This window comes from Aeromonas sp. CD, assembly GCF_033349375.1.
Classification (GTDB): Bacteria; Pseudomonadota; Gammaproteobacteria; order Enterobacterales; family Aeromonadaceae; genus Aeromonas; species Aeromonas hydrophila.
Genome location: NZ_CP137631.1, coordinates 4,700,001 through 4,723,846, shown reverse-complemented (window position 1 = coordinate 4,723,846; position 23,846 = coordinate 4,700,001). Strand labels below are relative to the sequence as shown.

Annotated in this window: 26 protein-coding genes (1 of these 26 only partly in view); 15 read left to right on the top strand and 11 right to left on the bottom strand. The window is 63.4% G+C overall.

What is annotated here, in order from left to right; all coding sequences use genetic code 11:
• Positions 1–56: 56 nt before the first annotated feature.
• Genes R2E40_RS22140 through R2E40_RS22130 form a run of 3 tightly spaced genes read right to left on the bottom strand, consistent with a single transcriptional unit; the run spans position 57 to position 2,137 of the window.
• Positions 57–1,313, bottom strand: a complete 1,257-nt coding sequence (locus tag R2E40_RS22140; RefSeq protein ID WP_011704190.1) for a PTS ascorbate transporter subunit IIC — start codon at positions 1,311–1,313, stop codon at positions 57–59.
• A gap of 60 nt (positions 1,314–1,373) precedes the next feature.
• Positions 1,374–1,661, bottom strand: a complete 288-nt coding sequence (locus R2E40_RS22135; RefSeq protein ID WP_026142047.1) for a PTS sugar transporter subunit IIB — start codon at positions 1,659–1,661, stop codon at positions 1,374–1,376.
• A gap of 32 nt (positions 1,662–1,693) precedes the next feature.
• Positions 1,694–2,137 (bottom strand): PTS sugar transporter subunit IIA, encoded by a 444-nt coding sequence (locus R2E40_RS22130; RefSeq protein WP_005307534.1) that lies wholly within the window; start codon positions 2,135–2,137, stop codon positions 1,694–1,696.
• Positions 2,138–2,389: 252 nt separating this feature from the next.
• On the opposite strand from R2E40_RS22130, the gene R2E40_RS22125 reads away from it, so the two are divergent.
• From R2E40_RS22125 to R2E40_RS22110, 4 genes are all read left to right on the top strand, one after another.
• Positions 2,390–3,412 (top strand): LacI family DNA-binding transcriptional regulator, encoded by a 1,023-nt coding sequence (locus tag R2E40_RS22125; protein ID WP_024946139.1) that lies wholly within the window; start codon positions 2,390–2,392, stop codon positions 3,410–3,412.
• A 29-nt stretch (positions 3,413–3,441) separates the two neighbouring features.
• Entirely contained in the window at positions 3,442–4,467 is a 1,026-nt protein-coding gene (locus R2E40_RS22120) for an MDR family oxidoreductase (RefSeq protein WP_318164393.1), read from the top strand.
• Positions 4,468–4,541: 74 nt separating this feature from the next.
• Entirely contained in the window at positions 4,542–4,664 is a 123-nt protein-coding gene (locus R2E40_RS22115; RefSeq protein ID WP_005307545.1) for a hypothetical protein, read from the top strand.
• 129 nt (positions 4,665–4,793) lie between these two features.
• Entirely contained in the window at positions 4,794–5,135 is a 342-nt protein-coding gene (locus tag R2E40_RS22110; protein WP_011704195.1) for a DUF2799 domain-containing protein, read from the top strand.
• A 13-nt stretch (positions 5,136–5,148) separates the two neighbouring features.
• Here R2E40_RS22110 and R2E40_RS22105 read toward each other — a convergent pair whose 3' ends face one another.
• Positions 5,149–5,319, bottom strand: a complete 171-nt coding sequence (locus tag R2E40_RS22105; protein WP_162852082.1) for a hypothetical protein — start codon at positions 5,317–5,319, stop codon at positions 5,149–5,151.
• A 105-nt stretch (positions 5,320–5,424) separates the two neighbouring features.
• Complete coding sequence (locus R2E40_RS22100; protein WP_011704197.1) at positions 5,425–5,859, bottom strand: flagellar basal body-associated FliL family protein; 435 nt, start codon at positions 5,857–5,859, stop codon at positions 5,425–5,427.
• A gap of 145 nt (positions 5,860–6,004) precedes the next feature.
• Here R2E40_RS22100 and R2E40_RS22095 point away from each other — a divergent pair, with 145 nt between their 5' ends.
• Entirely contained in the window at positions 6,005–6,541 is a 537-nt protein-coding gene (locus tag R2E40_RS22095; RefSeq protein ID WP_041216379.1) for a chorismate--pyruvate lyase family protein, read from the top strand.
• Entirely contained in the window at positions 6,538–7,401 is an 864-nt protein-coding gene (ubiA, locus tag R2E40_RS22090) for a 4-hydroxybenzoate octaprenyltransferase (protein ID WP_318164392.1), read from the top strand. The genes R2E40_RS22095 and ubiA overlap by 4 nt, the downstream gene beginning before the upstream one ends.
• Before the next feature lie 64 nt (positions 7,402–7,465).
• Here the strand turns inward: ubiA and plsB are convergent, their stop codons facing one another.
• A complete protein-coding gene (plsB, locus tag R2E40_RS22085; RefSeq protein WP_318164391.1) occupies positions 7,466–9,889 on the bottom strand; it encodes a glycerol-3-phosphate 1-O-acyltransferase PlsB in 2,424 nt (807 codons plus the stop codon).
• Between the two features lie 204 nt (positions 9,890–10,093).
• Here plsB and lexA point away from each other — a divergent pair, with 204 nt between their 5' ends.
• The 4 genes from lexA (at position 10,094) to dinF (ending at position 13,700) form a co-directional block, all read left to right on the top strand.
• Positions 10,094–10,717 carry a transcriptional repressor LexA gene (lexA, locus tag R2E40_RS22080; RefSeq protein ID WP_011704201.1) on the top strand — a complete coding sequence of 208 codons (624 nt, stop codon included), beginning with the start codon at positions 10,094–10,096 and terminating at the stop codon, positions 10,715–10,717.
• 439 nt (positions 10,718–11,156) lie between these two features.
• Positions 11,157–11,444: a hypothetical protein gene (locus tag R2E40_RS22075; RefSeq protein ID WP_011704202.1), complete on the top strand. Its 288-nt coding sequence runs from the start codon at positions 11,157–11,159 to the stop codon at positions 11,442–11,444.
• A 221-nt stretch (positions 11,445–11,665) separates the two neighbouring features.
• Complete coding sequence (locus R2E40_RS22070; protein ID WP_016349021.1) at positions 11,666–12,292, top strand: SCO family protein; 627 nt, start codon at positions 11,666–11,668, stop codon at positions 12,290–12,292.
• A gap of 22 nt (positions 12,293–12,314) precedes the next feature.
• A complete protein-coding gene (gene dinF, locus R2E40_RS22065) occupies positions 12,315–13,700 on the top strand; it encodes an MATE family efflux transporter DinF (RefSeq protein WP_318164390.1) in 1,386 nt (461 codons plus the stop codon).
• A gap of 28 nt (positions 13,701–13,728) precedes the next feature.
• On the opposite strand, the gene trmL is transcribed toward dinF, so the two are convergent.
• The 3 genes from trmL to R2E40_RS22050 all read right to left on the bottom strand — a co-directional run bounded on the left by trmL (position 13,729) and on the right by R2E40_RS22050 (position 16,315).
• Entirely contained in the window at positions 13,729–14,199 is a 471-nt protein-coding gene (trmL, locus tag R2E40_RS22060) for a tRNA (uridine(34)/cytosine(34)/5-carboxymethylaminomethyluridine(34)-2'-O)-methyltransferase TrmL (RefSeq protein WP_016349023.1), read from the bottom strand.
• 68 nt (positions 14,200–14,267) lie between these two features.
• Positions 14,268–15,623 (bottom strand): ATP-binding protein, encoded by a 1,356-nt coding sequence (locus R2E40_RS22055; RefSeq protein WP_318164389.1) that lies wholly within the window; start codon positions 15,621–15,623, stop codon positions 14,268–14,270.
• Positions 15,620–16,315 carry a response regulator gene (locus R2E40_RS22050; RefSeq protein ID WP_318164388.1) on the bottom strand — a complete coding sequence of 232 codons (696 nt, stop codon included), beginning with the start codon at positions 16,313–16,315 and terminating at the stop codon, positions 15,620–15,622. The genes R2E40_RS22055 and R2E40_RS22050 overlap by 4 nt, the downstream gene beginning before the upstream one ends.
• An 86-nt stretch (positions 16,316–16,401) precedes the next feature.
• Between R2E40_RS22050 and R2E40_RS22045 the strand changes: the two genes are divergently transcribed.
• The 4 genes from R2E40_RS22045 (at position 16,402) to R2E40_RS22030 (ending at position 19,859) form a co-directional block, all read left to right on the top strand.
• Positions 16,402–17,313 carry a cation diffusion facilitator family transporter gene (locus R2E40_RS22045; protein WP_016349026.1) on the top strand — a complete coding sequence of 304 codons (912 nt, stop codon included), beginning with the start codon at positions 16,402–16,404 and terminating at the stop codon, positions 17,311–17,313.
• A gap of 8 nt (positions 17,314–17,321) precedes the next feature.
• The gene (cysE, locus tag R2E40_RS22040) at positions 17,322–18,101 is read left to right on the top strand and encodes a serine O-acetyltransferase (protein WP_011704210.1); all 780 of its coding nucleotides are present in this window, start codon (positions 17,322–17,324) and stop codon (positions 18,099–18,101) included.
• Between the two features lie 21 nt (positions 18,102–18,122).
• The gene (locus tag R2E40_RS22035; protein ID WP_318164387.1) at positions 18,123–19,403 is read left to right on the top strand and encodes a hypothetical protein; all 1,281 of its coding nucleotides are present in this window, start codon (positions 18,123–18,125) and stop codon (positions 19,401–19,403) included.
• Between the two features lie 246 nt (positions 19,404–19,649).
• Positions 19,650–19,859 carry a cell division protein ZapB gene (locus R2E40_RS22030; protein ID WP_016349028.1) on the top strand — a complete coding sequence of 70 codons (210 nt, stop codon included), beginning with the start codon at positions 19,650–19,652 and terminating at the stop codon, positions 19,857–19,859.
• Between the two features lie 71 nt (positions 19,860–19,930).
• Here the strand turns inward: R2E40_RS22030 and elbB are convergent, their stop codons facing one another.
• On the bottom strand, positions 19,931–20,581 hold the full coding sequence (gene elbB / locus R2E40_RS22025; RefSeq protein WP_024946128.1) for an isoprenoid biosynthesis glyoxalase ElbB: 651 nt from the start codon (positions 20,579–20,581) through the stop codon (positions 19,931–19,933).
• A gap of 400 nt (positions 20,582–20,981) precedes the next feature.
• Between elbB and polA the strand changes: the two genes are divergently transcribed.
• On the top strand, positions 20,982–23,735 hold the full coding sequence (gene polA / locus R2E40_RS22020) for a DNA polymerase I (protein ID WP_318164386.1): 2,754 nt from the start codon (positions 20,982–20,984) through the stop codon (positions 23,733–23,735).
• Positions 23,736–23,814: 79 nt separating this feature from the next.
• Here polA and R2E40_RS22015 read toward each other — a convergent pair whose 3' ends face one another.
• On the bottom strand, positions 23,815–23,846 hold the 3' portion of the coding sequence (locus R2E40_RS22015; protein WP_041216372.1) for a gamma carbonic anhydrase family protein. It continues 508 nt past the right edge of the window; only the last 32 of its 540 coding nucleotides appear in the window; its start codon lies beyond the right edge, outside the window; the stop codon is at positions 23,815–23,817.

Sequence of the window (23,846 nt, the reverse complement as noted above, 5' to 3'; positions counted from 1 at the left end):
GGACATAAAAAAACGGAGCGCATGGCGCTCCGTTTCTGTTTTGGCGGGGGGCTGGCTCAGCGCACGATCAGACCGAGCAGGATCCCTACCACGCCGAAGTCGGCATCGCTGAAGGTGGTGTTGGCAAAGCCGAGATCCCCCAGCACCGGCAGCAGGAACACCGGCAGGAAGGTGATCAGCAGGCCGTTGGCGAAGGCCCCCAGCAGGGCGCCGCGACGGCCACCGGTGGCATTGCCGAACACCCCGGCCGCCGCGCCGACGAAGAAGTGCGGCACCACGCCTGGAATGATGACGGTGAGCCCCAGCAGGTAGAGCAGCACCATGCCCACCAGACCGGCGGCAAAGCTCGACAGGAAGCCGATCAGCACCGCATTGGGGGCGTAGGGGAAGACGATGGGGCAGTCCAGCGCCGGCTTGGCGTTGGGCACCAGCTTGTCGGAGATCCCCTTGAAGGCCGGCACGATTTCGGCGATGACCATCCGTACCCCCTGCAGGATCACGTAGACCCCGGCGGCGAAGGTGATGGACTGCATCAGGGAGAACATGAACCAGTGCTTGCCCTTGGCGACGCTGGCGACGAACTCGGGGCCGGCGAAGGCGGAGGTGATGAGGAAGATGATGCCCATGGTGAAGGAGATGGCCACCGGGGTATCGCGCAGGAACAGCAGGCTCTTGGGCACCTGCACCTCTTCGCTGCTGTGGGCCTTGTTGCCGAACTTGGCGCCGATCCAGCCGGCCAGCACGTAGGAGCAGGTGGAGAAGTGGCCGAGTGCCACGTCATCGGAGCCGGTGATCTGCTTCATGTAGGGATGGGCGAGGGCCGGGAACAGCACCATGGTCACGCCGACCACCAGGCTACCCACCGCGATGAGCGGGATGCCGCTCATGCCGCCGGCCGAGAGGATGGCTGCCACCATCATCGACATGAACAGGGTGTGGTGACCGGTCAGGAAGATGAATTTCCACGGGGTGAGCCGGGCGATCAGGATGTTCACCAGCATGGCGAAGAACATGATCATCGCCATCTCCTTGCCGAACGACTGCTGGGCAATGGAGACGATGGCCTCGTTGTTGGGCACCACCCCCTTGATGCCGAAGGCATGCTGGAAGATGGTGGCGAAGTCGCCGAGGGAGTTCACCACCAGGGTGGCGCCGGCCCCCAGGATGACGAAGCCCATGATGGTCTTGACCGTGCCCTTGATGCACTCGGTCACCGGTTTCTTCTGGGCGATCAGGCCGATGAGGGCGATCAGGCCGACCAGCACGGCCGGCTCCGACAGCACGTCAAACATCAGAAAATTGAAAAATTCCATGGTCAGCTCCAAGCAGATGGAAGCGGCGGCTCACCGGCCGCCCAGACAGTCGCAAAGGGGTTAGAGTGCGCCCAGCTCGCGCAGGGCGATGGCGAGTTTTTCTTTCATGGCGGCCTTGTCGACCATGTTGTCCAGCGATACCAGCCGGCCGTCGACGCCCATGCTGACCAGCTGTTCGGCGATGTCGCGGGTGGCGACAAAGATCTCGGCGCGCTCGCTGCCGGCGGAGGCGAGATCCCGGTGATCCACCTCGGCCGTCACGGCCAGCTCCTTGAGAATGCTCTTGATGCTCATCTCCATCATCAGGCTGGTGCCCAGGCCGTGTCCGCATACAACCAGAATCTTCATGTTCTCTTCCTCTGTCGGGCGCAGGGCGCCACTCAATAACGCGCCAGGATGCGCAAGATGTCGTCTTTGCTGGTGGCCGCCATGATGGCCGCCACGTCTTCTTCATTCATGAACAGCTCGGCCAGCTGGGCGATGGTCTCCACGTGGGAGTTGCTGTCGCTGGCGGCCAGGGTGACCAGCAGCCGGACCGGGTCGTTGCCCTCGGAGCCGAAGTTGACTCCCTCCTTCAGCACGGTCAGCGCCAGTCCCAGCCGGTTGACGCCGTCTTCCGGGCGGGCGTGGGGCATGGCCAGGCCCGGGCCCAGCACGTAGTAGGGGCCGAGCTCTTCGTGGGAGCGATAGAGCGCCGCCACATAGGAGGGCTCTATGGTGCCGTTGGCCAGCAGGGGGGCGGTGGCCAGCTCGATGGCGTGGCGCCAGTCGCGGGCGCCCGCTTCGATGGAAATGACCTCCTCGGTCAGCAATTGGGTCAGCATGGCAATGTCCGGGCTGGATAAGATGGCGCCAATCTAGCGATCTTGCCGGCTGATAACTGTGAGCCTGATCGCGAAAGTTAGCGCTACCAGATAGCGCTAACATCGATCTGTGATAGCGCTATCATTTCTCCCATAGAAGGGATTCATCTTGCCCCTTCTCTGGCTCAAAGGAGGTAAAATCCGGTTTGAGCAAATAGTCAGTGCCGCGCTTTTGCCTTAAAGTGAGCACCCGTATGCCGAGGAAGGGAAAGGATGTCAGAAGCGAAGAAACGCCGTAGCACGGGTCGGGTGACCCTCAACGATGTGGCCCAGCTGGCCGGCGTGGGGGCCATGACGGTGTCGCGCGCCCTGCGCACCCCCGAGCTGGTGTCCGACAAGATGCGCGAGCGCATCGAGGCGGCGGTGGACGAACTCGGCTATATCCCCAATCGGGCGGCGGGGGCGCTGGCGTCCGCCACTTCCCAGACCATAGTGGTGATCGTGCCCAGCCTGACCGAGTGTGGCTGCGGCGAGGTGATCGCCGGGCTGCAGCAGACGCTGCGGGGCGAGGGTTACCAGATCATGCTGGGGGATGCCCAGCACCTCAAACAGCAGGAGGAGAGCCTGCTGACCAGCTTTTTGCAGCACAATCCGGCGGCCGTGGTGCTGTTTGGCAGCGATCCCGGCGAGACCATCCGCCAGCGGCTGCAGGCGGCTCGCCTGCCGGTGGTGGAGGTGGGGGCCATGGCCCGCAGCCCCATCGACATGAACGTCGGGGTCTCCAACTTCGATGCCGGCTACCAGCTGACCCGCCACCTGATCGAGCGCGGCTACCGCAATATCGGTTTTCTCTGCGCCCGCCAGGAGCAGTGGATGCTGCAGCAGCGCATGCAGGGCTGGCAGAAGGCGCTGCTGGACAACTACCTCTCCCCCGATGCCATCATCAACACCTCGGAGCGACCCAGCTTCAGCACGGGGGCGGCCATGCTGGGGGAGTTTCTGCTGCGCTGGCCCGAGCTGGATGCACTGGTCTGCGTCAATGACGAGCTGGCGGCCGGGGTGCTGTTCGAATGCCAGCGTCGCCACCTGAACGTGCCGGGCAAACTCGCCATCGCCGGTTTCGACGATCTGGACGTGGCGCGCGCCTGCTATCCGGCCCTCACCTCGGTCCGCATCCCCTATCAGCGGATGGGGCAGGAGGCGGCCGATCTCATCCTGCGTCAGCTGGCCGGTGAACCCGTCATGGGCTCGGCGCTGACCCTCGATTTCCAGCTGCAGAAGCGGCAAAGCAGCTGACCCCTTTCACACTCATCAAAGAGGCAACCATGTTCAAGGCTCTGTTACTGGAAAACCAAGACGGCAAGACGGTGCCGACCCTGACCCGGCTGGACGAGAGCCAGCTGCCGGCCGGCGAGGTGCGGGTGGCGGTGCGCTACAGCTCCCTCAACTACAAGGATGGGCTGGCCATCACCGGCAAGGGCAAGATAGTGCGCCAGTGGCCGCTGGTGCCCGGCATCGACTTCGCCGGCACCGTGCTCGAATCTGCCGACGACCGCTATCAGCCGGGCGACCGGGTGGTGCTGACCGGCTGGGGCGTGGGGGAAGGCCACTGGGGTGGCATGGCCGAACAGGCGCGGGTCAAGGCCGACTGGCTGGTGCCGCTGCCGGCCGGGCTGGATGAGCGGCAGGCCATGTGCATCGGCACCGCCGGTCTGACCGCCATGCTCTGCGTGCTGGCGCTGGAGGAGGCGGGGGTGACTCCGCAGAGCGGCGAAATCCTGGTGACCGGCGCCGCCGGCGGGGTGGGTTCCACCGCGGTCGCATTGCTGGCCGCGCTGGGGTATCAGGTGGCAGCCCTGACCGGTCGTCCCGCGGAGCAGGGCGAGCTGCTGACCGCGCTCGGTGCCAGCCGCATCGTGCCGCGCAGCGAGCTGCTGACCGCGCTCGGTGCCAGCCGCATCGTGCCGCGCAGCGAGCTGCTGGAGCCTGCCAAGCCGCTGGAGAAGCAGCTGTGGGCCGGGGCGGTCGATACCGTCGGCAGTCAGGTGCTGGCCAAGCTGCTGGCCCAGATGAACTACGGTGGCGCCGTGGCGGCCTGCGGTCTGGCGGGCGGCTTCGATCTGCCCACCAGCGTGATGCCCTTCATCCTGCGCAACGTGCGGTTGCAAGGGGTCGATTCGGTGATGTGCCCGCTGGCACGTCGCCAGCTGGCCTGGCAGCGACTGGCCCGGGATCTGCCCGCCAGCTTCTTCGCGCAGGCGGTCACCGAGATTGGGCTGGAGCAGGTGGTGGAGGCCGCCGAGGCCATCACCCAGGGCAAGATTGCTGGCCGCACCCTGGTCAAACTTTGAACTCCCGCTGACTGGCGAGCCCCATTTTTCTGGATAGACTTTGAGTGCGGGTGCACTATCCAAGGAGAATGAGCATGGGTGGACACAAGCCGGATTACGACCTCGACGACGAGTGGGAGCCGGAATCCTGGGAGGACGAGCTGGATGAATGGGAAGACGAGAGCTGGCAGGACGATGACCCTCTCGACGACCAGTAATCCGCGCATTGAATACACAGGCGGGCCTCGGGCCCGCCTGTTTTTTTGGGCGGCTCACAGGAATGGGGAGAGGTGCTTGGAGGGGGCTGCGGCTCTGGCTAGAATGAACTGCCCAAACGACACTCAAGGATGATTATGCGACTCTCGGTGATAGTGTTTGCCGTTCTGCTCGGGGGCTGCGCCTCCCATTCGGACGATCCGTGCGAGAAGGTGTGGAGCGAGGTGGGGGAGGCCGATGGCAAGCTGGGCTTTACCGCCGAGCGGGTCGAGTTTCATCAGGCCCAGTGCGGCGAGAAGGTGGATGCCGAGCTGTGGAAACAGGGGCATCAGAAGGGACTGGCCTGGTATTGCCGGCCGGAGCACCTCTATCTGGCGGGCCGTTCCGGTGGCGAGTATCGCGGGGTCTGCCCCAATGACGTCCAGGCGCGCCGGCTGTTCGAGCAGGGCCGCCAGGGCTGGACCGATCAGTAGCCGGGCTGGCGGCTCAGACTTCTTTCTCTTTCAACCGCAGCGGCTGACACAGATAGCTCTTGTCGTTGGCGCTGCGGGCACACTTGCCGCAGACGAATTTGGGTTTTCGCACGATTTTGCGCAGGGTCTTGAGATCGGCCGGGATCTCGCTGCGACGCCATTCACACAGGGTCTTGTTGCCCATCTCGACTACCTCGACAACTCGGTGGGCCCTAGTGTAATCAATTTTCATTTCTAAAACAGCGAGCGGGCCCGGATGATCTCGCGGCCCGCTCGTGGTGACGGGAGATTACTGATAGAGGAACTTGGTAAAGATCAGCTCGCGCACCGCCTTCTTGCCGGTTTCCTTCACCAGCAGCTCGTTGGCCCGGGTCTGGCACTCCTTGCGCAGATCTTCGCGGCTGACCAGAGACTTGATCTGGTCGGCACTCTTGCTGCCCATCAGGCGGATGATGGCGTCACGGATGAGGGGGTCATGCTGCTCCAGCAGCTTGAGGTCGGCCTCGTTCTCGGCCATCAGCTCCACCGTCACCCGGACGTAGCCGAGGGTTTTGCCATCGCTCAGGTAGTTGGTGATGATGTCGGGATCCAGCAGGTGATAGAAGAAACCCGGCTTGGCGGCAGCAGCTTCCCCTTCTGCAGGGGCTTCCCCCCCTTCGGAGGCATAGGCCTGAAGTGCACCGCAGCTTAGCAACAACACCAGCAGAAATTTGAATAGCTTCATAGGGATGGCTCATCAGCAAGAGATACCCCATTTTTGATGCTGCCATCGGGGCCGTCAAGCACGGATGTTCTTACAATTCTCGATTGATTTACGGATAATAAACCGGATTTTAACCTGATAACGGAAATCTCCGGATGGTGAAGCTGTGAAGTCCGAGTTGACTGTTCCCCTTGCCCGGCTCGTGCCCTGGCAGACGCCCGCGCAGTGCGAGCCGCCCGAGGCCTTGCTGCCCTGGTTGCTGGAGGCCGATTCCATGACCCGACGCTTGCGCCGCCACAATCGCCATTTCTCGGTACAACTGTTCGGCAATCGCAGCGTCGCCCTCGACGCCGACGAGCAGCAGCTGGTGGTCGCCGAGCACCCCATGGGCCTGTGCCGCGAGGTGATCCTGCACGGCGATCATGGACCGGCCGTGCTGGGCTGGACCCTGTTTGCCGAAGCCGCCCTGCAAGAGAGCGGCCTGCGCGAGCTGGGTGAGCAACCCTTGGGCGAACGTATCTTTGGTGACGAGCCTGCCCGGCGCGATCACCTGCAACTGGCCTGTTTCGAGATTGCGAGCAATCCCTGGTGTCCGGCCGGCATCGTCTGGGGACGTCGTTCCCGTCTGTTTCTGGGGCAATGGCCACTGCTGGTCCATGAACTCTTCTTGCCCTCTCTGTCATGCAACAAGGAGCTGGAGTGAATCTGTTAACCAAGGAGCGGGGACTGGCCTACGTGCAGTTGGCCCGCATCGACAAGCCCATCGGTACCCTGCTGCTGCTGTGGCCAACCCTGTGGGCACTGTGGCTGGCGGCCGACGGCCTGCCGGATCTCTGGACCCTGCTGGTGTTCGTGGTGGGGGTGTTTCTGATGCGCTCCGCCGGTTGCGTCATCAACGACTATGCGGATCGCCACTTTGACGGTCACGTGAAGCGCACCGCTGGCCGGCCGCTGCCCATGGGCAAGGTCAAGCCGCGGGAGGTGCTGGCGCTGTTTGCGGTGCTGGCGCTCATCTCGTTCGCCCTGGTGCTGACCATGAACCCGCTCACCATCGGCCTGTCGTTCGCGGCCCTGTTGCTGGCGGTCTGCTACCCCTTCATGAAGCGCTACATCCCGATCCCCCAGCTGGTGCTCGGCATGGCCTTCTCCTGGTCGATTCCCATGGCCTATGCGGCTCAGGCCAACGCCCTGCCGGCGGTGGCCTGGCTGGTGTTTCTCGCCAACCTGCTGTGGACCATTGCCTACGACACCCAGTACGCCATGGTGGACCGGGACGATGACCTCAAGCTCGGTCTCAAGTCGAGCGCCATCCTGTTCGGCCGCCACGACAAGCGGATCATCGGCGCGCTGCAGTTGCTGACCCTGCTGATCCTGCTGCTGGTGGGGCAGTTGAGCGAGCTGGGCTCCAGCTACTACTGGTCGCTCTTGGCGGCGGCGGCGCTGTTCGTCTATCAGCAGCGGCTGATCCGCGAGCGGCAGCGGGAGGCCTGCTTCCAGGCGTTTCTCAACAACAACTACGTGGGGGCGCTGATCTTTGCCGGGGTAGTGATCAACTACCTGTGAGCCAGCCCCATCATGAAAAAAGGCCGCATGTTGCGGCCTTTTTTATGGTGTCGTGCGAGCGGGGTCAGAGCCGATTGCCGGCCTGGATGGTGCGGCGGATCTTGGTGCTCAGCAGCGGCACTATGTTGTCGGCCAGCGCTTGGAAGCGGCCCAGATCCGGCTTGCAGCCCGGGTCGAGGTAGCCTTCGCTGCGCAGGGTGTGGATCAGGGTACTGAACAGCTTCTGGTCGAAGAACTCGGGGGCGTTGATGCCGTGCAGGGTGCCGAGGCGTTCCGCCATCATCAGGCCGTCCGCCTCCAGCTGCTCGGCCTCGATGCGGGGCTGGGCCAGCACCCGGGTCAGCACGATGGCGTAGCGCTGCAGGGTCTCCTGAATGCTCTCGGCCAAGAGCAGCAGGCGGGTCTGGTTGACCGGATTGACCCAGAAGCCACCGTCGCGGGCCTCGATCAGCTGCTGGCGCTGCAGCTCGGCCAGCAGGGCATCGACCAGCTCCGGCAGCTCGTCCTCTTCATAGCGCAGGAACAGCTCGGTCTTGAGCAGCGGGTAGATGTCGATGCAGCGGGCAACGATCTCGCTGCGGGAGATCCCCTCGCAGCGCTCGATCAGCGCCGCCACCAGGGAGGGCATGGCGAACAGATGGAGGATGTTGTTGCGGTAGTAGGTCAGCAGGATCGCCTGATAGCGGTCCAGGCTGATGATCTGGCCCAGCTTGTCCTCGCTCACCTCGAACTTGTTGAGCTCCATCGCCTGATCCAGCAGGGTCTTGGCATCCTCGTCCGGGATGGTGCTGTGCGGGCTGTAGGGCACCTGCTTGAGCAGATCCAGATAGGTGTTGAGCTGGGCCTGCAGTTCGTCGCGGGTCAGGGCGTGGCGCTCGGCGGCCAGCAGAGCCAGCGCGCTCAGGGTTAGGCCGTTGACGGCGGCAGCCCCGTTGATGCGGGTCATCAGCAGCTCGGCCAGCTGGTTGACGGTGGGCGCCATCCACTCGGGACGCTCCTCCTCGCCGATGTGCTCCTTCCAGCTGGGCACGTGCTCGTTGAGGTAGTTGTTGAGGGTCAGCGGCTCACCGAAGTTGACGAAGCCGCGGCCGTAGTTGCGCAGCTTGCGCAGGATGCCGAGCACCTGCAGGAAGCTCTCTTTCTCCTTGCGGCTGCCCTTGAGCTCGTTGTGGTAGGTGTTCACCTCCATCACGTGCTCGTAGCCCAGATAGACGGGCACCAGGGTCACCGGTCTGTCCAGCCCGCGCATCATGGCCTGCAGGGTCATCGCCAGCATGCCGGTCTTGGGCGGCAACAGGCGGCCGGTACGCGAACGCCCACCCTCGGTGAAGAACTCCACCGAATAACCCTTGGCAAACAGCAGGTTGAGGTATTCCCGGAATACCGTGCTGTAGAGCGGATTGCCCTTGAAGGTGCGGCGGATGAAGAAGGCGCCGCCGTGGCGGAAGATCGGGCCCGCCGGCCAGAAGTTGAGGTTGATGCCCGCCGCGATATGGGGCGGCACCATGCCCTGGTGGTAGATGACGTAGGAGAGCAGCAGGTAGTCCATGTGGCTGCGATGGCAGGGCACATAGACGATCTCGTGCCCTTCCTGGGCCAGCTGGCGCACCTTCTCGGCGCCGTTGACCGAGAGGCCGCGGTAGAGCTTGTTCCACAGCCAGCCGAGGAAGCTCTCGCCAAGCCGGATCAGCCGGTAGGAGAAGTCGGAGGCGATCTCGTCCATGTAGCCGTGGGCCCGTTTCTGGGCTTTCTCCAGGCTGATTCCCTCGCGCTGGGCCTCTTCCTCGATGGCCTGTTGAATGACGTTCGAATCGAGCAGCTGTTTGAACAGCAGGTTGCGGTTGGGCAGCTTGGGGCCGGTAGCGGCCAGCTGCTGGCGGCTGAAGTGGGTACGGGCGACCCGCGCCAGCTTGTGGGCGATGGCTTCGTCGGTGCCGTGCTTGTCCGCCATGTGACGCAGGGAGAGCGGCGGGGAGAAGCGCACCAGGTTCTCGCGTCCTTTCAGGATCACGATCAACGCCTTTTTGAGGCGGTTTGGTGCCAGGCTGCTGATGATGTTCCAGCCGGAGGCCTCTTCGCCTTCCCGGCCGGGGGCGCGGCCCCAGAATAGGGTGACGGGTACCACCTGAATATCCAGCGCAGGATCCTGCTTGTGCAGATCCAGCAGCTGGTGGAACTCCTGCAGGAAGGGAAGCGGCTTGCTGCGCTTGCCAAACAGGGGAGGCGGACGGTCCAGACAGACATAACGGGGCAGCAACTGGCCGTTCAGCTCCAGCGGGGTGAAGGGGCCGGGCAGGCCGAGATCCTCGCAGCACTGTTGCAGGGTCATCAGGTCGGTGATCGAGCTGGTCTTCAGGGCGTAGACGATGGGTCTGGCCGGATCCAGCTTGAGCTCGGTGATGGGATTTTCCGGCAGGCTCTTGTGATTGACCAAGCCGCTGACCGGCCATTGCAAGATGGCTCTGGAAATGTTCTGTCCAAGGGACATGTGCGTCTGCTCTCCAAAAAAATGCGGCGTGAGCATAGCAAATCACCGACTGCTTGTCGCCGAGAGGTACGATGAGTCGGCAGCGCGGGATCAAATCTGCAGCAAATGAGTGCCGGGCCACGACAAATGTCAGCTGCGCCTTGCCTTGGCCACTGCACTGTATATACTGCCAGTGTGCTGTATAAAAAGACAGGTGGCCATGCTATGAAACCCCTTACTCCCCGCCAGGCCGAAGTGCTGGAGTTGATCAAGGCGAACATGAACGAAACCGGCATGCCGCCGACTCGCGCCGAGATAGCCCAGAAGCTTGGTTTCAAGTCGGCCAATGCGGCCGAGGAACATCTGAAGGCCCTGGCCAAAAAGGGGGTCATCGAGATCATGCCGGGCACGTCCCGCGGCATCCGCCTGTTGCTCGAAGAGGAAGAGCCGCTGGAAGAGAGCGGTCTGCCGCTGATCGGCAAGGTGGCCGCCGGCGAGCCCATCCTGGCGCAGGAACATATCGAGAGCCACTACCAGGTGGATCCGGCCTTGTTCCACCCGCGGGCTGACTTCCTGCTGCGGGTGCAGGGCATGAGCATGAAGAACATCGGCATTCTGGATGGCGACCTGCTGGCGGTGCACAAGACCCAGGAGGTGCGTAACGGCCAGGTGGTGGTGGCACGGCTCGACGAGGATGTCACCGTCAAGCGCTTCCAGCGCAAGGGCAGCCAGGTGTGGCTGCTGCCGGAGAACGAAGAGCTCTCCCCCATCGAGGTGGATCTCTCCTGCCAGCAGCTCACCATCGAGGGGCTGGCGGTCGGCGTCATTCGCAACGCCGACTGGATGTAATCCCTGCCATGAAACGGCCTCCTGCGGGAGGCCGTTTCGTTTCTGTACTCCTTTCCCCATGATTTCAATCAGATCCTGATACCCGCCATTTTTGTCTGCGGGCGGTGACCGCAGGCGATTCATTTCAGATATATCATTTGGTAAGGCGGACTCGTTGGCTTGAGCCGCCCCCGCTGCTCGCCATGACGCGCGTTATCCAGATCGCTGATAGCAGGAACCCGGAGGGCAGCAGGAAAAAACAACAGCCTCGTGCGGTGTGCAGCGCACACCTGGCAAAGAGGCGCTTGCGGGATAGAAGGGAGAGTGGTCAGCAGGGCGCCGGCAGTCGGCACCGCAGCGGCACACTCGCGCAGTCGACACGCGGCAGTCATCGACTCATTCACCCTGGTGGTGATGGGCGGTGCCGGTTGGCGTGACCTGTTGATCGAGGAGGACAGGTATGGCTTCAAGCTCGCCATGGGATCCGGGTCTGGCATCGCCCGTTTCTTCCATCACCCGTTTCATCAAGGGTAACCGGATGACCCGTTTCTATGCCCTCTGGGTACACCACAAGGGTGCCTGCTGGACCATCTGGCTGGGGTGCCCCAAGGACAAGATTGTCCGGTTGGTGCGCCTGTTTCACAGCCATCATGACGGCGGGCTGGCCGACGCCCCCTGGACCGCCCCCGTCATCCCGCTGCGGGCACAGTCCAGACGCCCGCATGAGCGGCGCCGACAGCAGCCCTGAGCGCCACCTCTTCTTGTGCAGCCCCACCCCATGGTGGGGCTGCTGTTTTGGGCGGGTTCGGGCCGGCATCACCGACCCTTGCGTCATCTTCTGACGGAAGTTGGCCAGTGAACGGGCATCCGCTACAAGGGGGTGACCGGTGTGGCGCCGGCTGGGTTACAATGGCTCTTCCATTCGGGCCCGGTTGGCGGGTATGTCGAAGTGAAAGGGTCTGTTCTCTTATGGTTAAACCGCGTTACCCCTTGCTGTTTCTGCTGCTGGTCGGGGGCATGATGGCCGGATTTTACTGGAACCAGCCCTCCCTGCCCGAGCATGCCGACTACTACCCGGCGGGGCGGGACATCAATCCGTTCGCCTTCACCGATCAGGATGGCCAGCCGTTCGTCCCTGCCAGCCTGACCGGCCATTGGACCTTTCTGTTCGTTGGCTACACCTTCTGTCCCGACATCTGCCCGACTACCCTGGCGGATCTGCGTTCCGTCTACCCCGAGCTGAAAAAGATCGCCCCAAACAGCCAGGTGGTGTTCATCTCGGCGGATCCGCAGCGGGACGACGTGGCCCGCCTCAAGACCTATACCGCCTTCTTCAACCCGGAGTTCAAGGCGGCGACCGGCCCCCATGACAAGCTGTTCCCGTTCGTGCGCAATCTGGGGCTCATCTACTCCATTGCCGACCAGGGTGAGAAGGACTACCTGATCGACCACTCCGCCTCCATCGTGCTGATCAATCCGGCCGGCAAGCTGGAGGCCGTGTTTCGCCCCCGTCTGAGCGAGGGCAGTGTGCCCAGGGTCGTCATGGCGAGCATGGTGTCGGACTTTGCCAAGATAGTGCGGCTGGACGACGCATGATGAGTAACGGACTCCCTCCGACATGCTGACCCCTGTCTGGTGGTGGAACGGGCGGCGCCACCGCGCCGTGTTTGCCCTGGCCCTGCCCATGGTGTTTTCCAATGTCACCACCCCGCTGCTGGGGCTGGTGGATACCTGGGTGATCGGTCATCTCGGTCAGGCCTGGTTCCTCGGCGGCGTGTCGGTCGGCGCCACCCTCATCAACCTGCTGTTCTGGCTGCTCGGCTTCTTGCGGATGTCCACCACCGGCCTGACCGCCCAGGCTCACGGCGCCAGCAGCCCGGCCGGCCAGCTCGACACTCTGGCCCGCGCGCTGGGGCTCGCCGTCGGGCTGGGAGTGACGTTGCTGCTGTTGTTGCTGCCGTTGATCCCCATTCTCATTGCGCTCAGCGGTGGATCCGCCGAGGTGCAGCACTATGCCGCCGAGTATGTCTCGGTGCGGGTCTGGAGCGCCCCGGCGGCGCTCTGCAACCTGGTGATCATGGGCTGGCTGCTGGGCATGCAGGATGCGCGCAGCCCCATGTTGCTGCTGATCTTCACCAACCTGGTCAACATGGGGCTCGATGCCTGGTTCGTGCTGGGGCTGGGCTGGCAGGTGAAGGGGGTCGCCACCGCCTCGCTGCTGGCGGACTACAGCGCGCTCGGGTTGGGGCTCTGGCTGGTGAGCCGTCATCTGCGCCGACTGGCCGCATCGGCGTGGCAGGGGGCCTGGCAGCGCTGGCGCCAGTGGCCCGCTCTGCTGCGGCTGCTGGCTCTGAACCGGGACATCTTCATCCGCTCCCTCTGCCTGCAACTCTGTTTCGCCTTCATGACCCTGCAGGGGGCTAGGCTGGGGGATGTGGCGGTGGCGGCCAATGCGGTGCTGCTCAACTTCCTGATGCTGATCTCCTATGGGCTGGATGGCTTTGCCTACGCGGTGGAGGCCATGGTGGGCCGCGCCATCGGGCGGCGGGATCGGCAGGGGTTGCGGGAGGCCATCGTGCTCAATCTCGGTTGGGCGCTGTTGATTGCCCTGACGTTCAGCCTGCTGTTTGCGGTGGGCGGCAGCCGGCTGATCGTGTACATCACCGATCTGCCGGCGGTGATCGCCGCCGCCAACGCGCAGCTGCCCTGGCTCATCGCCATGCCGCTGCTGGCGGTCTGGTGCTTCCTGCTGGACGGGGTCTTCATCGGGGCGACCCGGGCGCGGGAGATGCGCAACAGCATGCTGGTGGCGGCACTGTGCGGCTTCTTCCCGGTCTGGTGGCTCTGTCAGGGCTGGGGCGTGGCGGCCTTGTGGGCCGCGATGGCGGCCCTGATGGCGGGGCGGGGGCTGACGCTGGGCTGGCTCTGCTGGCAGCTGGAGCGCGATGGCCGGCTGCTGCACTCAGCCCACGGGGTGGGAGAGGCGCAGCAGGCCTCCTCCTGACCTCAGCGCCTGCCTGGACCTGTCGGGTTCACTCCTGCAGGGAGCCGGCGTAGCCCAGCTGGCGCCAGCTTTCGTAGACGAACACCGCCACCGCATTGGCGAGGTTCATGCTGCGGCTCTGGGGCAGCATGGGGATGCGCAGCCGCTGCTCGAACGGCAGGCTCTCGATGATCTCGATGGGCAGGCCGCGGCTCTCCGGTCCGAACAGCAGGGCATCGCCTGCGGCAAACTGCACCGCCGAATGGGCGGTGCGCCCCTTGGTGGTACAGGCGAATACCCGCATCGGTGCCACCGCCTCCAGAAAGGCCTCGAAGCTTGGCCAGCGCTTCACCTCGGCAAACTCGTGGTAGTCGAGCCCCGCCCGCTTCACCCGCTTGTCATCCCACTCAAACCCCAGCGGCTCTATCAAGTGCAGTCGATAGCCGGTGTTGGCGCAGAGGCGGATGATGTTGCCGGTGTTGGGCGGAATTTCCGGTTGGTAGAGCACGATGTCGAGCATGACGGCGTCCTGATGGGGCGAAAAGGGCGCCAGCATACCCAGCGCCCGTACGGATGAAAAGAGCTTGCTCAGCCGATGGGCAGGCGGATGGTGATGGTCAGCCCGGCCGGTTGATTGCTGCTGGCGCGGATGGTGCCGCCGTGGCGCGCAATGGCCTCTGCGGCGATGGCCAGCCCCAACCCGGTGCCGCCGGTCTTGGCGTTGCGGGCATCGTCCACCCGAAAGAAGGGCAGGAACAGCTGGGCCTGCTGCTCCACCGGCACACCGGGACCGTCGTCGCGGATGGTCATCACCCACTCCAATCCCTCCCGATACCAGTCCACCTTGATGAACTCGCGGGCATATTTGAGCGCGTTGCGCAGTGGATTCTCCAGCGCCCGGGCCAGCAGATCGGGCCACATTCGCAGCGATTCAGCCGGCAGCGGCGGCAGCCGGAGCTGCTTGCCGCTCTGGTTCGCCTCGAACATGGCATCGTCCAGAATGGGCTCCAGCAGCTCGGACAGCGGCATCACCACCGGTGCTTCCACATGCTGCTGTACCCGCGACAGGTCGAGCAGGTCACCGATCAGCTTGTCGAGCCGGCCGATCTCCGATTCGATCCGTGCCAGCTCGTTGCTGTCACCCTGTTTGCGGCGGATCAGCGCCTGCGCCAGCTGGATGCGGGTGAGCGGGCTGCGCAGTTCGTGGGAGATGTCGGAGAGCAGCTGCTTCTGCTTCTGGATCATGTTCTTGAGGGTATCGACCATGTGGCTGACGTGATCCGCCAGCTGGCCGATCTCGTCCCGCCGCCCCAGGTTGGGGATCTGCGCCTCCAGATTGCCCTCCGCCAGCTGGGAGACCGACTGCTGCAGCTGCAGGATGGGACGGGTCAGCCGCCAGGCCAGCAGCAGACAGAGCGGGGTGCTGACCAGCATGGCGATGCCGAGGATCTGGATCGGGTGATCCAGGATCTGGATGAACAGGAACAGATAGGAGTTCTCGACGTTGAGGCCGAAGTAGATGTGATAGATCTGGCCGTGATGCGTCATCTGGAAGGGGCCGGCGATAGCCCGCTTGTGCTCGCTGCCCAGCATGGGCTTGGCCGGGTTGTCCGAGTCGAGCATGAAACGGATCACGAACTTGCTCAGGCGGGTGCTGGACTGCATCTGTCCCTTGGCATCGCGCAAATAGATGTTGTCGACCGGCAGCAGGCCGGCGGCATCGATGGCCTGGGCCAGATCGAAATCCTGATTGGGGTCGGCCCCCTTCTGCAGCGCCTTCAGGTTGTTGTTGAGGCGGGTGATCTCGTGGGCCGGCAGCGGAATGATGTTGCGGGGATCCAGGGTTGGCAGGATCACCACGGCGGCCACCACCAGCAACAGCATGAACCAGAACCAGAGGAAGATCTGGGTGGAGAGACCGTTGAAGGTGCGGGCGGTTCTCATGCCTGTTCCAGCCACAGATAGCCTCTGCCGCGCACCGTCTTGAAGCGGGGCTGGCCATCGGTGCGCTCCGGCAGCTTCTTGCGCAGGTTGCTCAGGTGCATGTCGATGGCGCGATCGAAGGGCTCGAGTTTCTTGCCGAGCACCAGCTCGGAGAGCTGGCTCTTGCTGACGATCTGGCCCGGGTTGCGCAGCAGGCACTCCAGCAGGCCGAATTCGGTGGCGGTCAGCTCCAGCAGTTCGCCGTGGCAGCTGGCCTGCTGCAGGCCGGGTTGCAGCACCAGATCCATGAAGCGCACCTCTTCCGAGCTGCCGCCGCGCTGGGGCTGGCTGCCCTGGGTTCGGCGCAGGATGGCGCGCACCCGGGCCAGCAGCTCCCGATCGTCGAACGGCTTGGCGAGATAGTCGTCAGCCCCGGCCTCCAGCCCGTTGACCCGATCCTGGCTGTCGCCACGGGCGGTCAGCATCAGCACCGGGGTGTCGTGGGTCTTGCGCAGTCGAGCCAGCATGGCGAAGCCGTTGAGCTTGGGCATCATCACGTCCAGCAGCACCAGGTTGAAGTGCTGTTCGGCCAGCCGTTGCAAGCCCTCTTCGCCATCCTCGGCGACGGTCACCTGGAAGCCTTCCAGGGTCAGAATTTCGGTGAGCAACTGGGTCAGCTCGAGATCGTCGTCGACCAGGAGTATTTTGTGCATCTGAAGTCATTCCGCTGATTTTTCGCGCCAATCCGGCGTCGGGGTCAGGGTATAATAGATTTTTAACCGCAAGAGGAAAGCCGGTTTTGAGCCATCAACAATATTCCCGCTGGGTGACGCTAGCCAGCATGGCCGCCGTCACGACCGCCACCCTGCTGATCACCGGCAAGCTGATCGCCTGGCTGATGACCGACTCCTCGAGCCTGCTGGCCTCCCTCACCGACTCCTTCATGGACGTGAGCGCCTCCATCATCAACCTGCTGGCGATCCGCTACGCCCTGTCACCGGCCGACGACGAACACCGCTTCGGCCACGGCAAGGCGGAGTCGCTGGCCGGGCTGATCCAGGCGGCCTTTATCTCCGGTTCTGCGCTGCTGCTGGTGATGCACGGCATCTCCTCCCTGCTCAAGCAGGCGCCGCTGGAGCGGCTCGAGGCGGGTCTGTGGGTCAGCGGTGGCTCCATCGTGCTGACCCTGCTGCTGGTCAGCTTCCAGAGCCTGGTGATCCGCAAGACCAACAGCGTGGCCATCAAGGCCGACATGCTGCACTACCGCTCCGACCTGCTGCTCAACGGCGGCGTGCTGCTGGCACTGGTGCTGGCGGGACAGGGCTGGTACTGGGCCGACGGCCTGTTTGCCATCCTGATCGGGCTGTTCCTGCTGTGGGGAGCGCTGCACATCGGCTATGAATCGGTGCAGGCGCTGCTCGATCGTCAGTTGCCAGCCGAGGAACAAGCGAGAATAATGGCCCTCTGCTGTGACGTCGAAGGTGTACACGGGGTGCATGATCTGCGCACCCGCCAATCCGGTCCGACCCGTTTCGTGCAGTTGCATCTGGAACTGGACGATCAGCTCCCTCTGGTCAAGGCCCATCAGATTGCCGATGAAGCCGAACTGGCGGTTCGTCAGGCGTTCGAGCGCATGGATGTCATCATTCATATGGACCCCATCTCCGTGGTGCACAAGGAACAGCAAGGCACTCCCTCAGAACAACAGTAGGCTGCAACATGGATGATCTGGTTGCCAGAACCTGGCAAAAAATTCAGCAAGAAGCGGCGAGCATGGCGACCGAAGAGCCCATGCTGGCCAGCTTCTTCCACTCCACCATTCTCAATCACAAGAACCTGCGTTCGGCCCTCAGCTTCCAGCTGGCCAACAAGCTCGACAGCGCCACCATGCCCGCCATCGCCCTGCGCGAGGTGATCGAGCTGGCCCTGCGCAGCGAGCCCGAGCTGCTGGCGGTCGTGGCGGCCGACATCTGTGCGGTGCAGGAGCGTGACCCGGCGGTCGATCTCTTCTCCACCCCGCTGCTCTACCTCAAGGGATTCCATGCCCTGCAGGGCTACCGGGTCGCCAACTGGCTGTGGCGCCAGGGGCGTCGCTCGCTGGCGCTCTACCTGCAGAACCAGATTTCGGTGGTATTCGGGGTGGACGTGCACCCGGCCGCCCGTATCGGCAAGGGCATCATGTTTGACCATGCCACCGGCATAGTGGTGGGCGAGACGGCGGTGATCGAGGACGATGTCTCCATCCTGCAGAGCGTCACCCTGGGCGGTACCGGCAAGGAGAGCGGCGATCGCCATCCCAAGATCCGGGAAGGGGTGATGATAGGGGCGGGCGCCAAGGTGCTCGGCAACATCGAGGTGGGCATGGGAGCCAAGATCGGCGCCGGCAGCGTGGTGATCAACCCGGTGCCGCCGCACACCACGGTGGCGGGCGTACCCGCCAAGATCGTGGGTCGTCCGGAGTGCGACAAGCCTTCGCTGGACATGGATCAGTGTCTCTGATCCCCTGACAGAGGTGCATCGATGGCCAAGCGCTGGTCGGGTTATCTGATCCTGGGGATGTGGCTGCTCAATCTGCTGCACCTCTATCTGGGATTCTCCCCCTGGCCGGCAGCCATCGCGGCCTGGGGGGCCTCGCTGCTCACCTGGCCCTGGCTGGTGGGCGCGGCGCGGCGCCAGGCGCTGGCCCTGTACGGGGCGGCGCTGGCACTGTTGATCTTCTCCTGCTGGCGGGGAGCGAGCCTCACCGCCGGTGACTGGCTGCTGCCCAACATCAACATGCTCACCATGTTTGCGGCGGTGAGCACCCTCAATCTCGCCACCTCGGGCCTCTTGACCGGCACCACCTCATGGCAAGGGCGCAAGGGGCTGTGGAGCACCATGGCCAGCCTCAACCTGCTGGGGGCCGTCATCAACCTCTCGGTGCTGTTCATCATCGGCGATCGGCTGGAACGGGGCGGCACCCTTGAGCGGCGTCAGGTGCTGGTGCTGAGCCGGGTCTTCTGCGCGGCGGCCTTCTGGTCCCCCTTCTTCGTCGCCATGGCAGTGGCGCTCACCTATGCGCCCGGCTTGCAGCTGTCGCGCATCCTGCCGTTCGGGGTGGTGGCGACCCTGCTGGCGATGGGGCTGACCGCCTGGCAGGTGGAGCGGCTGGGGGTGGCGGACTTTGCCGGCTATCCGCTGCGGCTGCAGACTCTGGGATTGCCGGTGGCACTGGCCCTGCTGGTGCTGCTGATCAAGCAGATCTGGCCGGATCTCGGCATCCTGGCGGTGATCGCCCTGGTGGCGCCGCTGCTGGCCTTTGCCTTCATGCCGAGCGCGGGGCGCGGCCCGGCTCTCAAGCGGCAGGTGGTGGAACGCTTCCCCGCCATCGGCGGCCAACTGGTGCTGTTTCTGGGGGCTGGCCTGCTGGCCGCCGGCATCAACAGTGCGCTGTCGGTGTTCGAGCTGGGTGGCGGCCACGGCTTGCCCTTCTTCCACCACTTCGGTTGGCTGGAGTCTTCGCTCACCCTGTTGCTGATCCTGCTGGTGGCCATCGTCGGGGTGCACCCGCTCATCAGCATCTCAGGATTGGCGCCGCTGTTGTGGCCGCTCTCGCCGGACCCCAGCCTGCTTGGCATGACCTTTTTGCTGGGGTGGGGGCTGGCCACCGGTACCAGTCCGCTCTCCGGCTCCAACCTGGCGCTGGCCTCCCGCTACAACCTGAGTGCCGGGGCAATTCTACGCGGCAACCTGCTCTACGGCCTGCTGATGTACGGGGTCGCCTGTCTGCTGCTGGGGGCCTATATCGCCCTGCACGCCTGATGATGCGGGCTTGCGGCAAGGGCGTGCAGGGCGGTTGCGCAGGGGCGGGGTGGCGACTTGTGCGGGGCCGGCCGTGGCCCGGGCGCAGGATGCGAGAAAAATAGACGCATATTTAGGCAATACATCCATGGAAGGCGCATTTTACAGCGCACCGGCTTGTTTGTGCCGATAGGCTCGGGGTATGCTGGCTTCACGCGCTTGAATCGCCCTCTGTGGGGCATCGCAATTGAACATACAGGTATGCATATGTCACTAGAAGTCCTTGAGCAACTCGAATCCAAAGTACAATCCGCCGTCGACAACATCTCCCTGCTGAAGATGGAGCTGGACGAGCTGAAAGAGCAGAACAACAAGCTGCAAGACGAGAACCATCAGCTGCGCAACGAGCACGTCGCCTGGCAAGAGCGTCTGCGTGCCCTGCTGGGCAAGATGGACCAGATGGGCGAAAGCATCTGAGTCGTCGCCATCCGCGAGAATTGAAAACGGGCCGCTCCATGAGCGGCCCGTTTGTTTGGGTCAGTCTGCAATCAGAGTGCCAGCAGCTGTTTGACGGTTTTCTCGATGCCGTCTGCCGCTTCCACTATGTTGTTGGCCAGCATGTAGGCGGGGGTGGAGATTACCTTGCGCTCCTGATCCACCACGAACTCGTTGACCGGGCAGTTGAGGTGGCTGCCTCCCATCGCCTCGATGGCGTTGGCGGTACCCTCGTCGTGGCCTATGGTGGCCAGGGTGCCGGCGCCATAGATGAGCGGGATCATGGCTGGTGCGATGCAGATGTAGGCGGCCGGCTTGCCGGCCCTGGCGAAGCTCTGGCACGCCTTCAATACATCCGGCTGGATTTGGCACTCGGCCCCCTTGATGGCGAAGTCGCACAGGTTCTTGGCGGCGCCAAAGCCACCCGGCACCAGCAGGGCATCGTAGTCGGCCGCATCCAGCTCGGCCACGTCCCTTATCTGGCCGCGGCAGAGGCGGGCCGCTTCAACCAGCACGTTGCGGCGCTCGCCTTCACTCACTTCCCCGGTCAGGTGGTTGATCACATGGAGCTGTGGAACATTGGGAGCGAAGCACTGGACTGCTGCGCCCTGCCTGGCCAGCGCCAGCAGACTGATGACGGCCTCGTGGATTTCGGCCCCGTCAAAGACGCCACAGCCACTCAAGATCACGGCCACTTTTTTCATGACAGACTCCTCGTTGTTGAAAATGTGAGCCAGAATGGATTGTTGTACTTTTGTATGGTTATCGTTCGTCCTCAGCTGGTCAAGTCATCTTGCTGTGCTAGGATTGTTTCGTTTTGGATCCTGCCGTACTTACTCCCTTGAATTTTTTTCCACATTGATCGAGATCATTCAAGTCGTCTCGCGATCGGTTTTTACATGCGCAACCAATTGTTATTTATTGGTTTTTATATTTTTGTGCACAGTTTTATCACTGTGGTTCATACTGCCCCCCATTTTTGAGCACAGAGTTATCCACAGATTGATGGCCTGTGAGGATCCGCCGGCAGGGTCTTTGCCCCTCTTGGTGTGAGGGGGGCCCTGTGGCATCCTAGCGGCTGTTTATCTCTGGCAGGACGATTTCATGGCCCCTAGCAATCCCCTTATTCTGGTCGACGGCTCTTCATATCTTTACCGCGCCTTCTTTGCCTCCCAGCAGGCCGATCTGCGCACCTCGACCGGTTTGCCGAGCGGCGCCGTCCGTGTCATGGCCAACATGATGCGCAGCCTGCGCAAGCAGTACCCCGACTGCCACGTGGCCGTGGTGTTCGATGCCAAGGGCAAGACTTTCCGCGACGACATCTATCCCGAATACAAGGCCAACCGGGCCAGCATGCCGGACGATCTGCGCAGCCAGGTTGCCCCCATCCACCAGATGATCAAGGCGATGGGTTTCCCCTTCCTGATGGTGGAAGGGGTGGAGGCTGACGATGTGATCGGCACCCTGGCCCGCCAGGCGACCGAGAAGCAGCTGCCGGTGCTGATCAGCACGGGCGACAAGGACATGGCGCAGCTGGTCTCCGACCATGTCACTCTGATCGACACCATGAAAGATGTGAAGACCGATCGGGAAGGGGTGATCGAGAAGTTCGGCGTACCGCCCGAGCTCATCATCGACTACCTGGCTCTGATGGGGGACAAGGTGGACAACATCCCCGGCATGACCGGTGTCGGCGAGAAGACCGCACTGGCCCTGCTGCAAGGGATCGGCAGCATCGACGAGATTGCCGCCAACCTCGACAAGGTGGCTGCGCTCGGTTTCCGTGGCTCCAAGGCGTTCGCCGACAAGTTCCGCGAGCAGGAAGAGCAGGTGCGCCTCTCCTACGTGCTGGCCACCATCAAGACCGACGTGGCGCTGGAACAGAGTCTGGAAGAACTGCAGCTCGGCCCCATCGACAAAGAGGCTCTGCTGGCGGTCTATCGTGAGTACGAGCTGCGCAACCTGATCAAAGAGTTGGAGTCCGGCGGCGCTGAGGAGAGCGAAGCCGAAAGTGATGATGAAGGTGCCGCCCCGGTAGCCGCCATCGAGACCGACTATCGCTGCATCCTGGACGAGGCCGAATTCGATGAGTGGCTGGCCTGTCTGCAGGCGGCGCCGTTGTTTGCCTTCGACACCGAGACCACCAGTCTCGACTATATGGAAGCGCGCGTCGTGGGCGTCTCCTTTGCCATCGAGCCGGGCAAGGCGGCCTACGTCCCCTTCGGCCACGATTATCTGGGGGCGCCGGTGCAGCTGACCGAGGCCGTGGTGCTCGGCAAGCTCAAGCCGCTGCTGGAAGATCCGGCCCGTCTCAAGGTGGGGCAGAACCTCAAGTACGATCGCAACGTGCTGCTCAATCACGGTATCGAGCTGCAGGGCATCGCCTACGACACCATGCTCGAGTCCTATGTGCTCAACTCTACCGCCAGCCGCCACGACATGGATTCCCTGGCCCGCAGGTATCTGAACGCCGAGACCATCTCGTTCGAGGATATCGCCGGCAAGGGGGTCAAGCAGCTTACCTTCAACCAGATCGAACTGGAGCAGGCGGCTCCTTATGCGGCGGAAGATGCCGACATCACCCTGCGTCTGCATCAGGCGCTGTGGGGCAAGCTCTCTGCCGAGCCGGGTCTCGCCAAGGTGTTCAGCGAGATCGAACTGCCACTGCTGCCGGTGCTGGCGCGAATGGAGCGACTCGGTACCACCATCGAGCCCAAACTGCTGCACCAGCAGAGCCAGGAGATCGAAGTGCGTCTGGCAGAGCTGGAGAAACAGGCTCACGAGCTGGCCGGGCAGGAGTTCAACCTCTCCTCGCCCAAGCAGCTGGGGGAGATCCTCTTCACCAAGCTGGGGCTGCCGATCATCAAAAAGACCCCCAAGGGCGCCCCATCCACTGCGGAAGAGGTGCTGGCCGAGCTGGCGGAGACCTATGAGCTGCCGCAACTGCTGATGGAGCACCGTGGGCTGGCCAAGCTCAAGTCCACCTACACCGACAAGCTGCCGTTGATGATCAAGCCGCAGACCGGGCGGGTGCACACCTCCTATCATCAGGCGGTGGCGGCGACCGGTCGGCTCTCGTCCACCGATCCCAACCTGCAGAACATCCCGGTACGCAACGAACAGGGGCGCCGCATCCGGCAGGCCTTCATCCCGTGCGCCGGTTACAAGCTGGTGGCGGCGGACTACTCCCAGATCGAGCTGCGCATCATGGCGCACCTCTCCGGCGACAAGGGTCTGCTGACCGCCTTCGCCGAGGGCAAGGACATCCACAAGGCGACCGCTGCCGAGGTGTTCGGGGTGGCGCTCGAGGCGGTGACCAGCGACATGCGCCGCAGTGCCAAGGCGATCAACTTTGGCCTCATCTATGGCATGAGCGCCTTCGGTCTGGCCAAGCAGCTGGGGATCGGCCGCGCCGAAGCGCAGAAGTACATGGATCTCTACTTCGAGCGCTACCCGGGTGTGCTGGAGTACATGGAGCGCACCCGCCAGCAGGCGGATGCCCAGGGCTATGTCGAGACTTTGTTTGGCCGTCGCCTCTATCTGCCGGATATCAAGTCGCGCAACGCCGGTCTGCGCAAAGCAGCCGAACGGGCCGCCATCAACGCACCCATGCAGGGTACGGCCGCCGACATCATCAAGCGCGCCATGATCAACGTGGATGGCTGGATCCGCGGAATTGAAGACCAGTCGATCCGCATGCTGATGCAGGTACACGATGAACTGGTGTTCGAGATCCGCGAAGAGAAGCTGGAGGAGTACATCGCCATCATCAAGGAGAAGATGTCAGCCGCAGCCGAGCTGCATGTGTCGCTGGTGGTGGAAGCGGGTACCGGTGACAACTGGGATCAGGCCCACTGACCCCGTCTGACGCTCATATAGCTATATAAGAAGAGAAGCCCGGCATGATGCCGGGCTTCCTGTTTGTGGTGGCGGGGTATCAGGCTTCTTGCAGATACTCGTCCTTGAGCA

Coding starts and splice junctions, on each gene's coding strand:
- R2E40_RS22070 (WP_016349021.1), top strand. CDS start 11,666: ATGGTTAAACCGCGTTACCCCTTGCTGTTTCTGCTGCTGGTCGGGGGC.
- dinF (WP_318164390.1), top strand. CDS start 12,315: ATGCTGACCCCTGTCTGGTGGTGGAACGGGCGGCGCCACCGCGCCGTG.
- R2E40_RS22120 (WP_318164393.1), top strand. CDS start 3,442: ATGTTCAAGGCTCTGTTACTGGAAAACCAAGACGGCAAGACGGTGCCG.
- elbB (WP_024946128.1), bottom strand. CDS start 20,581: ATGAAAAAAGTGGCCGTGATCTTGAGTGGCTGTGGCGTCTTTGACGGG.
- R2E40_RS22115 (WP_005307545.1), top strand. CDS start 4,542: ATGGGTGGACACAAGCCGGATTACGACCTCGACGACGAGTGGGAGCCG.
- R2E40_RS22105 (WP_162852082.1), bottom strand. CDS start 5,319: ATGGGCAACAAGACCCTGTGTGAATGGCGTCGCAGCGAGATCCCGGCC.
- R2E40_RS22075 (WP_011704202.1), top strand. CDS start 11,157: ATGGCTTCAAGCTCGCCATGGGATCCGGGTCTGGCATCGCCCGTTTCT.
- R2E40_RS22135 (WP_026142047.1), bottom strand. CDS start 1,661: ATGAAGATTCTGGTTGTATGCGGACACGGCCTGGGCACCAGCCTGATG.
- R2E40_RS22140 (WP_011704190.1), bottom strand. CDS start 1,313: ATGGAATTTTTCAATTTTCTGATGTTTGACGTGCTGTCGGAGCCGGCC.
- R2E40_RS22130 (WP_005307534.1), bottom strand. CDS start 2,137: ATGCTGACCCAATTGCTGACCGAGGAGGTCATTTCCATCGAAGCGGGC.
- R2E40_RS22050 (WP_318164388.1), bottom strand. CDS start 16,315: ATGCACAAAATACTCCTGGTCGACGACGATCTCGAGCTGACCCAGTTG.
- lexA (WP_011704201.1), top strand. CDS start 10,094: ATGAAACCCCTTACTCCCCGCCAGGCCGAAGTGCTGGAGTTGATCAAG.
- cysE (WP_011704210.1), top strand. CDS start 17,322: ATGGATGATCTGGTTGCCAGAACCTGGCAAAAAATTCAGCAAGAAGCG.
- R2E40_RS22035 (WP_318164387.1), top strand. CDS start 18,123: ATGGCCAAGCGCTGGTCGGGTTATCTGATCCTGGGGATGTGGCTGCTC.
- R2E40_RS22110 (WP_011704195.1), top strand. CDS start 4,794: ATGATTATGCGACTCTCGGTGATAGTGTTTGCCGTTCTGCTCGGGGGC.
- plsB (WP_318164391.1), bottom strand. CDS start 9,889: ATGTCCCTTGGACAGAACATTTCCAGAGCCATCTTGCAATGGCCGGTC.
- trmL (WP_016349023.1), bottom strand. CDS start 14,199: ATGCTCGACATCGTGCTCTACCAACCGGAAATTCCGCCCAACACCGGC.
- R2E40_RS22055 (WP_318164389.1), bottom strand. CDS start 15,623: ATGAGAACCGCCCGCACCTTCAACGGTCTCTCCACCCAGATCTTCCTC.
- R2E40_RS22100 (WP_011704197.1), bottom strand. CDS start 5,859: ATGAAGCTATTCAAATTTCTGCTGGTGTTGTTGCTAAGCTGCGGTGCA.
- R2E40_RS22030 (WP_016349028.1), top strand. CDS start 19,650: ATGTCACTAGAAGTCCTTGAGCAACTCGAATCCAAAGTACAATCCGCC.
- R2E40_RS22125 (WP_024946139.1), top strand. CDS start 2,390: ATGTCAGAAGCGAAGAAACGCCGTAGCACGGGTCGGGTGACCCTCAAC.
- polA (WP_318164386.1), top strand. CDS start 20,982: ATGGCCCCTAGCAATCCCCTTATTCTGGTCGACGGCTCTTCATATCTT.